The sequence below is a fragment of the Sandaracinaceae bacterium genome, from assembly GCA_020633055.1.
In the GTDB taxonomy this organism is placed as follows: domain Bacteria; phylum Myxococcota_A; class Polyangia; order Polyangiales; family Houyiibacteriaceae; genus JADJJE01.
The window spans coordinates 872,793-886,365 of record JACKEJ010000006.1 but is presented as its reverse complement, the minus strand read 5'-3'; the positions used below and the strand labels follow the sequence as shown (position 1 = coordinate 886,365).

At 71.2% G+C, this 13,573-nt stretch carries 11 protein-coding genes; 1 reads left to right on the top strand and 10 read right to left on the bottom strand.

Annotated elements, in window-relative coordinates:
* Nucleotides 1–102: 102 nt before the first annotated feature.
* The 3 genes from uvrA to H6726_13115 are packed head-to-tail and all read right to left on the bottom strand — an operon-like array spanning nt 103 to nt 4,669.
* The gene (uvrA, locus tag H6726_13125) at nt 103–2,982 is read right to left on the bottom strand and encodes an excinuclease ABC subunit UvrA (GenBank protein ID MCB9658584.1); all 2,880 of its coding nucleotides are present in this window, start codon (nt 2,980–2,982) and stop codon (nt 103–105) included.
* Nucleotides 2,979–3,995 carry a 4-hydroxythreonine-4-phosphate dehydrogenase PdxA gene (gene pdxA / locus H6726_13120; protein MCB9658583.1) on the bottom strand — a complete coding sequence of 339 codons (1,017 nt, stop codon included), beginning with the start codon at nt 3,993–3,995 and terminating at the stop codon, nt 2,979–2,981. Before pdxA ends, uvrA begins: the two co-directional genes overlap by 4 nt.
* Nucleotides 3,992–4,669, bottom strand: coding sequence for a response regulator transcription factor (locus tag H6726_13115; protein MCB9658582.1), 678 nt, complete (start codon nt 4,667–4,669; stop codon nt 3,992–3,994). Before H6726_13115 ends, pdxA begins: the two co-directional genes overlap by 4 nt.
* Nucleotides 4,670–4,809: 140 nt before the next feature.
* Between H6726_13115 and H6726_13110 the strand changes: the two genes are divergently transcribed.
* A complete protein-coding gene (locus H6726_13110) occupies nt 4,810–6,321 on the top strand; it encodes a GAF domain-containing protein (protein ID MCB9658581.1) in 1,512 nt (503 codons plus the stop codon).
* Here H6726_13110 and H6726_13105 read toward each other — a convergent pair.
* The 7 genes from H6726_13105 to H6726_13075 are packed head-to-tail and all read right to left on the bottom strand — an operon-like array spanning nt 6,296 to nt 13,548.
* The gene (locus H6726_13105; protein MCB9658580.1) at nt 6,296–7,399 is read right to left on the bottom strand and encodes a hypothetical protein; all 1,104 of its coding nucleotides are present in this window, start codon (nt 7,397–7,399) and stop codon (nt 6,296–6,298) included. The two genes, H6726_13110 and H6726_13105, sit on opposite strands and share 26 nt — an antisense overlap.
* Entirely contained in the window at nt 7,396–9,093 is a 1,698-nt protein-coding gene (locus H6726_13100; GenBank protein ID MCB9658579.1) for an NAD(P)-binding protein, read from the bottom strand. The genes H6726_13105 and H6726_13100 overlap by 4 nt, the downstream gene beginning before the upstream one ends.
* A complete protein-coding gene (locus H6726_13095; GenBank protein ID MCB9658578.1) occupies nt 9,090–10,664 on the bottom strand; it encodes a polyamine aminopropyltransferase in 1,575 nt (524 codons plus the stop codon). Before H6726_13095 ends, H6726_13100 begins: the two co-directional genes overlap by 4 nt.
* Complete coding sequence (locus H6726_13090; protein ID MCB9658577.1) at nt 10,657–10,881, bottom strand: DUF350 domain-containing protein; 225 nt, start codon at nt 10,879–10,881, stop codon at nt 10,657–10,659. Before H6726_13090 ends, H6726_13095 begins: the two co-directional genes overlap by 8 nt.
* Before the next feature lie 32 nt (nt 10,882–10,913).
* Entirely contained in the window at nt 10,914–11,483 is a 570-nt protein-coding gene (locus H6726_13085) for a hypothetical protein (GenBank protein MCB9658576.1), read from the bottom strand.
* Nucleotides 11,483–12,466 (bottom strand): SurA N-terminal domain-containing protein, encoded by a 984-nt coding sequence (locus H6726_13080; GenBank protein MCB9658575.1) that lies wholly within the window; start codon nt 12,464–12,466, stop codon nt 11,483–11,485. The genes H6726_13085 and H6726_13080 overlap by 1 nt, the downstream gene beginning before the upstream one ends.
* Nucleotides 12,463–13,548: a peptidyl-prolyl cis-trans isomerase gene (locus H6726_13075; protein MCB9658574.1), complete on the bottom strand. Its 1,086-nt coding sequence runs from the start codon at nt 13,546–13,548 to the stop codon at nt 12,463–12,465. The genes H6726_13080 and H6726_13075 overlap by 4 nt, the downstream gene beginning before the upstream one ends.
* Nucleotides 13,549–13,573 lie beyond the last annotated feature (25 nt).

The following is a 13,573-nucleotide window of genomic DNA, read 5'->3' as shown; positions in this document are numbered from 1 at the left end:
ATGATGGCCTCCTGTAGCCAGTGTGAGTGGGCACTTTGGCCCATGGAGATGTCACAGCGTACGAGCGCTTTCGTGATCGGGTCAACCAATTTCAAGCGCGGCTCACTGGAAACTTTCAACTAGGCCGCTCGACCCCGATTCGTCCGTCCGACGGAGCGCCTGGCCCGTGGCGGACTGCGAACAGCTCGTGAGGCCCGCGGGAGCCCCTTCGTACACCACCCGTCCTCCGTCGCGTCCGCCTCCCGGGCCCAAGTCGATGACGTGGTCCGCGGCGCGGATGACGCGCAGATCGTGCTCGATGACGACCACGCTGTTGCCCGCATCGACGAGCTCGTCGAGCAACCCCAGGAGCACGTCGACGTCACCGAAATGGAGGCCGGTGGTCGGCTCGTCCAGTACGTAGAGCGTACGACCGGTGCCGCGCTTGGACAGCTCGCGCGCGAGCTTGACCCGCTGGGCCTCACCCCCGCTGAGGGTCGTGCCGCTGCGCCCCAACGCGAGGTGGGCGAGGCCCATGCGTCGCATGGTGTCGAGCACGGGCGCGATGCGAGGGTGCGCTGCGAAGAAGTCGGCGGCGGCCCCCACGTCCATGGCGAGCACATCGGCGAAGCTCGCGCCGCGATAGCGAACCTCGAGCGTCTCGCGGTTGAACCGGGTCCCGGAGCACACGGCGCAGGTGACCTCCACGTCGGGCAGGAAGTGCATGCTGACGCGCGTCACCCCCTCCCCGGCGCACGCGTCGCAGCGTCCGCCCTTGGTGTTGAAGCTGAAGCGGGCGCTGGCATACCCGCGCGCCCGAGCCTCGGGCAGCCCCGCGAACAGCTCGCGCAGGTCGGCCAGGATGCCGACGTAGCTGGCAGGGTTGGAGCGCGGCGTGCGCCCGATGGGCGACTGGTCGATCTGCACGAGCTTGTCCAGCTGCGCGAGACCCGTCAGCTCGGCCTGTACGGCGACCGGATGAGCACCGTTGAGGAGCTCGCGCGCCTTGGGCACGAGCGTATGTGTGATCAGCGAGCTCTTGCCGCTGCCCGACACACCGCTCACGCAGACCAGGCGCCCCAGTGGGATCGACACGTCGACCCCGCCCAGGTTGTGGAGCGTCGCCCCCTGCACGCGCACGTGGCTCACCGCAGGCGGACGCCGTGGCTGCTGGTCCACGTCGCCCCTTGGGCGCAGGGCACGTCCCGTGGGCGAGCGCGGATCGGCCAGCAGCACGCTGAGGGGCCCCTCGGAGAGCACACGCCCGCCTTCGCGCCCCGCTCCTGGCCCCATGTCGACGAGGTGGTCCGCGGCGCGGATGACCGCCTCGTCGTGCTCCACGAGCAGCACGGTGTTCCCGCGATCGCGAAGCGCACGCAGCGTGCCGAGCAAGCGCGCCACGTCGCTGGCGTGCAGACCCACCGTAGGTTCGTCCAGCACGTAGAGGACACCCGAGAGAGCTGCGCCGATCTGGGTCGCTAGGCGCACGCGCTGCGCCTCCCCCCCGCTGAGGGTGGCCATGGAGCGCGCGAGGGACAGGTAGCCCAGCCCGACTTCGTCGAGGAACGCCAGCCGCGCGCGCAGCTCACCCAGCAGGCGGTCCGCCACGGCGTGGCTGCTCTCCGGGAGCGTGAGGTCCGCGAAGTGCGCGCGCGCGTCGCGCACGCCGAGCGACAGCAGCGGGACGATGCCCAGCCCCGCGACGCGCACGCCTCGCGCCGCCGCACACAAGCGCCCCCCCAGACATTCGGGGCAGCGCTCGTAGCTCGCGAAGCGCCCGATCTCCCTCTCCAGGTAGTCGAAGATGCGGTCTGGATCGCCGCCCTCGCCGGCCTTGCGTGCGCCGTAGTCGGTCGCGCGGCGCTCGAGGCTCGGGAAGACGCCCTCGTAGCCCTCGCGCTTCGCGGTGGGCGCTTGACCCATCAGAACGGCGCTCCGCGCCTTCTCGCTGAGCGCCGCGAAGGGTTTGTCCAGATCGACACCGCGCAAGGCGCCGACGCGCTCGAGCTGCTCGCGATGCAGGGCCCCGCCGGGCTTCCCCCAGGCTGCAATGGCGCCCTCTCGGAGCGACAGGGTCGGGTCGGGCACGACGCGGGCGGCGTCCCACGAGCGCACCTCGCCGAGCCCGTCGCAGCGTGGGCACGCGCCCACCGGGCTGTTGAACGAGAACAGCTGCGGCGAGAGCTCGGGCACCGAGGGGTGCCCTTTCGAGCAGGTCAGGGCCTCGTGGAAGCGCCGGGCGTGCACCTCGAGGTCGGGACCGCGCGTGCTCGTCTCGACATCCAACACGCCTCCAGCGAGCGCATAGGCCAGCTCCACGGCTTCCGCGACGCGTGCGCGGACACCCGTCTTCACCACCACCCGGTCGATCACCACCGAGAGCGACCGGGGCTGTGCGCTCCTCGCCCCAGCGGACGGGGTGTGCAGCTCGCCGAGCTCGGTCGCCACACCGTCGAGTCGCACACGCACATAGCCCTCGCGTCGGAGCCGCTCGATCCACTCTCCGAGCGCCACCTCGCTCCCCCCGCGCAGCACGGGAGCGAGCAGCGTGAGGCGCGTGCCCTCGTCGAGCGTCAGCAGCTGCTCGACCACGTCTTGCGCGGAGCTCGCGCGCAGAGCCTCGTCACACACAGGGCAGTGCGGTACGCCAGCGCGCGCGTACAGCACACGTAGGTGGTCGCTGATCTCGGTGGCCGTCGCGACCGTCGAGCGGGGGTTGCGGCTGGGCGAGCGCTGAGGCACCGAGAGGGCCGGACGGAGCCCTTCGATGAGGTCCACGTCGGGCTTGGGCAGCTGCTGCAGGAAGCGACGTGCGTGCGCGCTGAGCGACTCGACGTAGCGGCGCTGCCCCTCCGCGAAGATGGTGTGCAGCGCCAGCGACGACTTGCCGGAGCCGCTGGGACCCGTGACCACGACCAGCGCGTCGTGCGGCAGCCGCACGTCCACGTTCCGGAGGTTGTGTACGCGCGCACCACGAACGACCAGCTCACGCAGTGGCGTCATCCGACGGCCTCGCGCCCCCCAGCCGCACGCGTCAAGCGTTGCGCGAGGGCGATGGCGGCCCGCATGCCCTCGTCGTCGGCTTGGCCAGCGCGCGCGGCGTCGTACGCCACGCCGTGGTCCACGCTGGTGCGCACGAATGGCAAGCCCCACGTGACGTTCACCGCGCTGCCCCAGTCCAGCAGCTTCGACGCGATGGTGGCTTGATCGTGGTACATCGCGACCACCCCGTGGGCCCGCCCCGAGCTGGCAAAACGAAACGCAGCCTCGGCCGGGATGGGCCCTTCGAGCTGCACGGCGCCACCTTGCAGCGCGGGGTGCCTCGTGAGCTCGGCGAGAGCGGGTTCGATCGCGAGCTGCTCCTCGTGCCCGAACAGGCCGTGCTCCCCTGCGTGGGGGTTGAGCCCTGCGACGAGGACGCGCAACGGGCGCTGCTCCTCCGCGCGCAGCAGCGCCTCCACGAGGTGGCGCGTGGCGCGCTGTACGCGCGCGCCCGTGACCTGCGCGGGGACATCGGCGAGGGCCAGATGCGTCGTGACCAGCGCCACGCGCAACCGGGGCCCGAGGAACATCATGGTGACGTCGTCGTCGGCCAGCCCCGCGCGCTGCGCGAGGCGCTCGGTCTGGCCGACGAAGCCGTGCCCTGCGGAGACGATGGCCTCCTTGCTGGTGGGGCCGGTGACCACGGCGCGGCCTTCGCCGGCGAGCACCCGGGTGATCGCCTCGTCGAGCGCGCGCAGCTGCGCCTCGCCCCCCTCGGGGCTGGGCGCGTGCGCAGACACCATCGCGTCGGTCCAGTCCGCGACGTGCAGCAACGCAAGCTCGCCGGGGCGCGCATCGGCAATGCTCGCAACGGGCTCGGCGTGGACGCCTGCGGCGCGCGCCATGCTTCCCAGCGCGCCCGCGTCGCCCAGCAAGACGATGCGGTCGCCCGTGACCGCGCGCGCCGCGGCTGTCAGCGCCACGCCGGGCCCCACGCCAGCAGGGTCTCCCACGGGCACGAGCAGCGGAGTCACGGCGTCTTGATCTTGTAGCCGACGCCGCGCACGGTCTCGAGTCCATCCACGGCGGAACCGAGCTTCATGCGCAGGCGCCGGACGTGGATGTCCACCGTGCGGCTGGTGCCGTAGTAGTCGACGCCCCACACGCGCTCGAGCAGCTGCTGGCGCGAGTAGACGCGGCCACGGTTCTGACAGAGGAAGCGCAGCAGCGCGAACTCCTGCTGGGTGAGCTGTACCGGGCGGCTGTCCACGGTGACCTCGTGTGCCGCGAGGTCGATGCAGAGCACGCCCATCTTCAGGCGCTCCGGCGCGTTGAAATCACTCCGGCGCCACTCGGCGCGGCGGATGCGGAGGTAGAGCTCGGGGGCAACGTACGGTACGAGCGCAAAGTCGTCGAAGCCGTCGCTCGGATCGAGGCGCGAGAGGCCGCGGACGGTGACGGCGGCGAGCACGGGCACCTCGGCCAGGGCCGGCGCCGCGCGGAGGCGCATCAACGCCGCGCGGGCGGCGTCGACCTGATCGATCGCCTCGACGACCACGACCGCAGGGGGGTCGTCCACCATCTCGGGCTCGGACAGGGAGTCCCACAGCGTCGCGATCCGCACGTTGCAGCCGAGGTCACGGAGGACGTTGACCGCCCCATCTTCACGTTCCAAGAGGCCTTCGGGCCCGACGACGAGTATCCACATGGTGTTTCCGATGTTTCCGCCGCAGCCTAGATGAATTGGCCAGGCATGCAACGTGGACGACTGACACGTTGACGAATTAGACCGGCGCGGGGCCGAACGGAGAATGCCAACTGGGCCGCTCCCTGATAAGCTCCGGCGCGATGAGCAAACGATGGCGTATCGAGGTCTCCGCGCTGGGTAGCGACGAGACCAAGGCAGAGGCGACGGTCGAAGCTGCCAACTGGATGACCGCGCTGAAGGCCGGCCGCGCTGCGCTGGGAGAGAGCGGGGGGCTGCCCCCGGGAGCGAACCTTCGCCACGAGTCGGGTGGCTCCGTGACCATCCACGACGCGCGCGAGCGCAAGACCTACCGGCTGTATCCCGCCGAGGAAGGCCCCGTCGCGCCCGCGGCCGTCGCCCAGGCCGCCGCGGCCCCGGCTGGGGCCCCTGTGCGCAAGGCACGGCCGAAGACCATCGCCTACATCCCCAGCGAAGACCTGGCGCCCGCGCTGCATGCCGCGACGGCTGCCACCCAGCCCGCGCAGCCGCAACCCGTCGCGCAGGCGCAACCCGTCGCGCAGCCCCAGCCCACCATCATCGGGGCGGACGCACCGCTCGCCGCGAAGAGCAACAAGAAGAAGATGGCCATGACCATGGCCTACATGCCCGGCGACGACCTCCCCGTCGCGCCTCGGCAGGTCGTCGTGAGCGGCCAGGCGGACGTGGGGACGGCCGACACCATCCAGGAAGAGGCGCCCCTGCCCGTCGCCACGCCACAGGCGTCCTCGTCCCCTGCCACGTCCGCGGAAATCGAGCCCACGCTCACCGAGGTGGACGTCGAGCTCTTGCTCTCACGGGACGCCGAGCCGAACGAGGAGAACCCGCTGCGCTACCGCGAGCGCGCCTACGTGGTGCCGCCCACCCTCAGCGCCGCCGAGGCCGAGGCCGTGGCGCGGGGCGAGCTGGCCGCGCTGCAAGCAGAGCTGGAGCCCTTCCCGACGGGCAAGTACGTCTCCATCGCCGTGTTCGACCACGCCTGGGACGAGCACCCCGCGCGGCCGCCCGTGGTCACGCTCGACTGGAAGGACTGGCACGGCGAGCCCGTGGTCACGTTCCCGCTGCAGAAGGACACCGGACGCCCGCTCTCCGTCGCGCCCGCGCCCGCCATGGACCAGGGCGAGCGCCTGAGCGCGGCGTTCGAGGCCTGCCAGGACCTCTTCTTCCTCGAGAAGCCCATCGACGCCCTCGACTTCTCGGTGCGCCTGCTGGCCGAGCTGCTGCCCACCGACGCCACCATCGCGAGCCTCTACGACATCGACACAAACGAGCTGCGCGCGGCGACGGTGCTGGGTGTGGACGGCGTGGCAGGGCGTGGGGTCAGCGCGGACACCGGGCTGCTCGGCGCGGCAGCGCACGAGGCGGTCGCTCTGCGCGTCCACGACCTCGCCGCCGAGCCGCGCTTCGACGCCTCGGTGGAGGGCATCCCCGGGATGAAGGGGGGCGCCGCGCTGTACATGGCCATCGGCCACCAGGGGCGGCTGTATGGGATGCTGCAGCTCTTTCGCCGGTCTCAGCCACGCTTCTCGCGTCATGACGCCGAGCTGGTGCGCTACGTGAGCGAGCAGGTCGGCGAGTTCATGGGGCAGTTCAAGACGGTGCAGGCGCGCCGCTGAGCACGCCCCCGAGGTCGGGGTTGCCGCGCTTGCGCCACACCAAGCCGTCCAGCGCGTAGTGCGTGGTCTGGGGCAACGACAGGAGGGGGACGAGCCACGTGAGCGTCGCGCGGCTCTCGTCGCGCCCATCCCCGAACAGCCACGCGCGCTCGTGCCACACGAAGCGGTCCCACAGGCACTCCTCCGCGAAGGCGAGCCCGAGGACCAGCAGCAGCGCCACCGGCACCCCCGCCCGCATGACCCGCCCGAGCGCGCTGCCCGGGACGTGCGGGGCGCGCGCCCGACCGTACAGGATGGTCAGGCCGAGGTACGGGATGCCGTGGATCAGCACGTTGGTGACGGTGAACGCGTAGTCGCCGTCCGTGAGGATGATGCCCACGGCCCAGCACGCGGCTGTGCTCAGCACCAGCAGGACCACGCCGGGCTGCGCGTCGCCACGGACGAACCGTTGGGCACCGCGGAGGGCGAAGAGCACCAGCAGGCCTGCGTAGACAGGGCCGGCTGCCGCGCTGAGGGCTGCGAGCCACGCCCCGGAGATCCGCACGAAGTCGCCCTGCATGAACCACGCAAAGCGCCGCGGGAGGTGCGCATGCCAGTAGAGCGCCGGGTAGAGCATGCACGCGTAGAGCGTGAGCGTGTCGAGGCCACGATCGAGCGCGGTCGTTTCGGGCGCCCGCCGGTGGTAGAGCTTCAGCCAGCCCACCTGCTGTCGCACGAAGTGGAACAGGGCGAGGTAGGCCAGCGCACGCCAGAACGTGGCATCGGAGTGCGCGTGCAGCGCGACGCCCAGCGCGTAGCAGCTGACCGGGACACCGACGTAGAGCCCGAGGCGGCGGCGCAGCTCGATGGGGTCGAGGTAGACGCGGTACAGCGTGGACCACACGTGCGCGACGTCCACCCCGAGCACGCACAGCAGCCACACCCACTCGGGCGAGTCGCCAGTCGCGAGCCCGAGCGCGTGGCCGCCGAGCAAGAGCGCGAGCGACAGGGCCGCCGACCCGCCAAAGAGCCAGAGGTCGAGGCGCGCACCAAAGAGCCACGGCGCCTCGCCGAAGACCGCGGGCCGCGCGGCGCTCACCCGGCCTCCACGGCCGTAGCGGCGGGTTGGGTCGCGAGAGCCGCGACGACCTCGTCGGCGGCGCGCGTCCCGTGAAAGAAGGCCTCCTCGAAGATCGCAATACCAGACAGGTCGCTGTGCGCGAAGTGAACGCCCCCGAGCGCCGTGGTCAGGCCCGCCCGCAAGTCCGCGCCGAGCCGCCCAACGCGGGGCTGGATCATCGCGTGGCCCCATCGGAACACGTCCAAGCGCGTGAGCACGTCGGGGAGATTGCGGTGGGCGCGCCGGAGGTCGCTGACGATGGCGTCGCGCCAGGTGCCGTAGTCGGCGTCGAACAGGTGCTGCCGTCCGGTGTCAGCGTCCGCCGTGGCAAGCGGCCAGTAGTATGTCAACACGCCCTGCCCTTGATCGCGGCCGCGCTGGTGCGTCGCGCTCACATAGCCGAGAGAAGGGCTGTCGTAGAGCACGTTGTCCCAGCACTCACCGACCCCGCGGGACGTCGGTCGCTCACGCACGTGCAGGTTCGCGACCATCCAAGCGCCATAGGTGAAGCGCGCCGAGGCAACCCGGTCCCGCTCCCCGAGCCCGCGCACGACCCGCTCCGCGATGAAGCGCGGCATGGCGACGATGCAGCGGTCGGCCGTGACGCGCCGCAGCGCTCCGCTCCGGACGTCCTGCACCGCGATCCGCACGGGGCCTCCGGGGTCGGGCCCCGCCGGGATCACCTCGAGCGCCATCTGGCCTCGCTCGATGCGCACCCCGCGTTGCGCCGCGCGCGCCGCCATGTGCTGCACGAGCGCGCCGTTGCCCTCGGGCCACGTGAGCAGGTCCACCGTGTCCTCCCCCGGCTCCTCGGTGCGCGCGACCCAGTAGAACAGCATGGCCCAGGCGCTGGCCTGCTCGGCGCGCAGCCCGTAGTCGTCGCGGCACGCGTAATCCACCAGCCAACGCAGCCGCGCGGAACGGAAGCCCTCGCGCTCGAGCCACGCGGCAGCGCTGAGGCGGTCGAGGCTGGTGATGGCTTCGTCGCGCGAGCTGAGCGCGAGCGGGATGGAGAACGCACGGCGACCCTGCGCGTCGCGGAAGCGCACGAGCTCGTCCACGCGCTGGCGGAAGCGGGCGAGCTCGGCGAGGTCCTCGGCGCTGGCGCCCGCGTAGGGGTACAGGCCGCGCTCCCAGTAGCCCTGGTGGAACACACGGGACTCGGGCTCGCGGACCAGCAGCTCCTCTCGACCGCGCGGGACACCGTCGGGTGTGTCCTCCTCGAGCGCCCCCATGTCGCGCAGCAGTGCCAGGAGATCCGGGTTGTGCGCCATGGGCATCGGCAGGTAGTGCGCCCCCCACGGATACGGCGTCACGTCGCTCGCGGCGCTGCGGCTGGTCCCGCCGAGCACGGTCTCGAGCTCGAACAGCGCCACACCCTCCGAGAGCGACTGGCTGGCGCGATACGCGGCGCTCAGCCCGGCTGGGCCGCCGCCGAGGATGGCCAGCCTCAGGTGCTCGGTGGGCGCCTGACCCAGCGCGGCCAGGCTCACGCCGTCGCGCAGGCGATGCCCCGCCGTGAGGTCCTGGCCCAGCAGCTCACCCTCGATGCGAGCGACGCGCGAGGCGGAGGACGCTTCTCCCCCGCACCCCGCGAGCCACCCACTCGCGAGCGCTTGCCCCAGCAGCGGCGCTCCCAAAAGCGCGCGCAGCACGTCCCGGCGGGAGCTCACTCCACCCTCGACCACTCGCGCTCGTAGTACCGCACGAGCATCTGGTTGTTGAGGCGGTTGGTCTCCACTGGCACAGCCGCCATGTCGGGACCGAAGACGAACAGCGAAGCGAGCGTGGGCCCGTCGAGGAAGCGCAGGTCGGGCAGCGCGGGGGCGCGAGGAGGTTCGAACGGCGCGCGGCGGGCGAGCACGTAGCCCCACTCGCCGAACGACGGAACCGTGGCGTGGAACGCGTGCGTGCTGAAGCCCGCCTCCCGCATGGTGGCCTCGATGCACCAGAAGCTCTGGCGCGCGTAGAGCGGCGAGGTGCTCTGCACCACGACGGCCGCGTCCTCCGCCATGGCGGTCTGCAGGAGGCGATAGAAGCTGCGCGTGTAGAGCTTGCCCAGGCTGAAGTTGTTGGGGTCCGGGAAGTCCACGATCAGCACGTCGAAGGGCGTCGGGGTCGTCCCCTCGGGAGCGTGCCGCATGCGCTCGTCCAGCCAGACCATCGCGTCGTCGTTGATGACCGTGACGCGCGGGTCCGTGAGGCTGTCGCGGTTGAGCTCGCGCAGGAACGTGTCCTCGCGCGCCAGGCGGGTCATGGCAGGGTCGAGGTCCACCAGCACCACCTCCCGCACGTCGGGGTACTTGAGGATCTCCCGCACGGCGAGCCCGTCACCCCCGCCCAGCACCAAGACGCGCTCGTGACGCGCGGCCGCCGCGAACGCCGGGTGCACCAACGCCTCGTGGTAGCGGTACTCGTCGTTGGAGCTGAACTGGAGGTTCCCGTCCAGGAACAGCTGCGTGCCGCGCGCGCCGCGCGTCATGACGATGCGTTGATAGCGCGACTGCTGGGCGTGCACGATGGGGTTCGGGTAGAGGGCCTGCTCGGTGTAGTCGATGATGCGGTCCGCGTAGGCGAACGTGACGCCGAGCGCGACGGCCAGGAGCAGCGCCGTGGCCCGCAGCCGCGCACGCGCCGCCGCTGGAATGAGGGCGCTCAGGAGCGAGACGCCCATCATGGCGACACCGCAGTTGAGCAGCCCGAAGAAGAGCGACGTGCGCATCAGCCCCAGGTTGGGCACGAACAGGATGGCGAACAGGATGGAGCCGAACAGCGCGCCGATGTAGTCGAAGGTGAGGACCCGCGCGACCAGCTCGTCGAACTCGAGCTCCTCCTTGAGGATGCGCATCAGCAGTGGAATCTCGAGTCCGACGAGCGTCCCGATGGCGATGATGGTCCCATAGAGCAGCAGCGCGAACGCGTCCGTGTAGCCGGCGCCGAGCTGCAGCAGGGGCACGGAGCCGCCTCCCACGAGGGCCGCGCCGAGCTCCACCTCGATGAAGCGCCGGGCCACGTCGCGCTTCACGAAGCGTGACAGGTACGACCCGATGCCCATGGCGAACAGGTAGACGCCGATGGTCGTGCTGAACTGGCGGACGGAATCGCCGAGCACATAGGACGAGTACGCGCCCGCCAGCAGCTCGTAGACGAGCCCCGACGTCGACACGATGAGCACCGTGACGAAGAGGAGCGGCGTGCGGAGAGGCGAAGGGGCTGGGGCGTCTGCGCTCGTCGGGTCAGCCATGCATCGCAGCAGACACGATCATCGCGACGCCGATGATGACGGAGCCGATGACGATGCCGAGCGCCGTGTTCTGGTCTTCTTCGATCTCCTTGCGGATGGAGAACGGCGCGACCTTGTTGATGATCAGGAAGGCGATACCGAAGAACACCATCCCGATGATGCTGAACACCACCGAGGCGACGATGGCGTTGACGAACGAGTCGATGCTGCCGCTCATGATTCAATCCTCTCGAAGTGAAGCCCTTGCTATCACGAATCGGGCGTCGAGGGAACGTCGCGTGTCGGGGCCCTTGGACGCAGGAGACCCGCGATGGCGGGCGCCCAGACCAACACGCACGCGAGCAGCAGCGGCCACGGGGTGCGCCGCCCACCGGTCACCCGCACGTGCACGGTGGCGGGCGCGCTCGCGGCGTCCGTCGCGCCTTCGACGCGCAGCAAGTAGCGCCCCGGGGCCACGTCACTGATGTGCGCGCGTGCCAGCGTCTCCCCCTCCAGCAGCTCGAGGGGGACCTCCCGCACGTCCGCCTCGGTGTCCCCCTGGGGCACCACCCCCAGCAGGACGCCAGCCCACCCCGTGGGCTCCTCGCGTTCGAGCGCGACAGCCAACGCCATGCGGTCCTCCACGGCGAAGGGCTCCCCGTGCGTGACCGAGCGCGCGGCCCCCTCTTCGCCGTCGATGGCCTCCTCGAACGTGTGCAGTGTCACCTCCGTCGCGTGATCGAACGCAGGCGCACCGAAGTCCGCGACCCCTGCAGCGACCGCGAGGGCGACGCTGAGCACGAGTGCGACCCCGACCCGCTGCCGGTCGGGCGCGTCCATCAGATGCGGCGCTCGATCAGGGCGGACCGGCGGAGCTCGGTGAGGAAGAGCTGCTCCTGGCGGGCCATCGCGGTGTCGAGCATCTGGCGGAAGATGTGCTCGCGCACGTCCTCGTAGTCGGGCACGTCCGCCTGCCCCTGCTCGCGCTCGTGCAGCAGGAAGATGTGGTAGCCGTTGGGCCCGCGCACGACCGAGCTGATGCGGCCAGGCGTCATGGCCAGGAGCTCCTGCTCGAGGTCCTCGGGCAGGTCCCCCTGACGCAGCCAGCCCAGCTCACCGCCCCCGAACTCGGCGATGGCGTCCTGGAAGTTGCGCGCGGTCAGCTGCGATCGCAGCTCCTCGGCGCGTTCACGCACGGCGGCCACGTCGCTGGCGCTGGCGCCGGCGGGGAGCTCCACGAACACGTGCGAGGCGCGGAAGCGGAGCGTCCGGTTCGAGCGGCGCACCTCCTCGTCGTAGCGCGCGCGCACGTCTTCTTCGGTGATGTTCACGCGGCCGCGGGCGCGCTGGTTGAGCACCTTGAGGCGCAGCAGCTGACGCCGCAGGTCGTCGCGGTACTGCGCCGGGGAGAAGCCCTGCCCGCGCACGGCCTCCCAGAACTCGGCCTCGCCGAGGTTGTTCTGGCGGCGCACGTTGGCGATGGCGCGCTCGACGTCCTCGCTGGAGACGCGCACCCGCATGCGTGTGGCCGCTTGGCGGATGAGCTCTTCGTCGATGAGGCCGTCCAGCACTTGCGTGTAGAGCTGCTCACGCAGCGCCACGCGCTCGGCCTGGCTGGACGCGGCCATGATCTGCGGGACGTAGGGCGCGGCGCGGCGACGCACCTCGCTCAGCCAGATGGCCTGGTCGTTGACGACCGCCACCACGCGCTCCACCACGTCGGCCTGCGCGCTCGGCGCCGCGAGCCCCAGCAGCCCGAGCAGGGACAGGAGGCCCGCCGTGCGGGCGCGACGAGAGGCTGGACGCATCGGCGACTTGGTCATGGCGCTTGGGTCTCCGTCGTCTCGCTCGGCGCGTCTGGCGCATGGGGCACCGGGACCTCCTCGCGTGGCTCCAGCTGGAGGCTGTCGAGCACGTCGAGGTGCTCTTCGATCTGCGCGTCGCCGCGTAGTTCGTCCAACAGACGCTGCCGCGCCTCTTCGCGCTGCGCGGCCCAGAGCGCGTTTCGGATCGGCCCCTCGACGTCGTCGAGCGAGCGCTCGAGTGCAGCGCGACGACCGGTCAGGCGCACCACGTGGAAGCCCATCGGGCTCTCGATGACCTCGGGGCTGACGTCCCCGATGCGCGCCAACGCGAACGCGGCCTCGCGGACGGGCGCGGGCGGACCGTCGCCCTCCATCCCGAAGAACAGCAGGTCGCCACCGCGCTCGCGCGTGTCGTCGATGTTGTGCTGCTGCGCTAGCGCGCGGAAAGGCGCGATGTCGGCCTGGTCGCGCACCTGCTGAAGGTAGCGTTGAGCTTCGGCGCGCGTGCGCACGACGATGTGCACGGCGCGCACCTGAGCTGGCTGGTTGTACTCGCTGAGGTGCGCTTGATAGTAGGCCGCGATGGCCTCGTCCGTGATGTCGGAGCGCTGCACACGGGCGTCCACCAGCTCACGCAGCATCTCCTCGCGCATGGCCTGTTCGCGAGCTTGCACCACCAGCGGGTCGTTTTGGTATCCGAGGCGCTCCGCCTCGGCGGCCAGCAGCGCGAGCTCGATCATCTTGTCGAGGTACTCGCGGCGACGCTCGGGGCTGGCGAACCGCGCCTGCGTGTAGCGCCCCTCGGCCGCGAGGCGGGCGGCCAGCTCACCCGCGGTGATCTCGCGGTCACCGACGCGCGCCAGCACCAGCGCCGCCTGCTCGGGCGTCAGCCCGTTGGTGCGACCGTTCGCGTTGGGATCTTGCTCCGCGCTGGTCGCCGTCGCGGACGCCGTGGACGTGCCCTCGGCACCTTGTTCGCCGGAGCAACCCTGCCCGCAACCCGTGCAGGCGAGCCCGAGCCATAGCCCGAAGGTGCCCGCGAGCAGATGCACGCGCACGGGGGAGGCGGGGCGGACCCGCAGACGGTTCGGGGCGAGCATCGCAGCCGAGCTAGCATATGCCCGC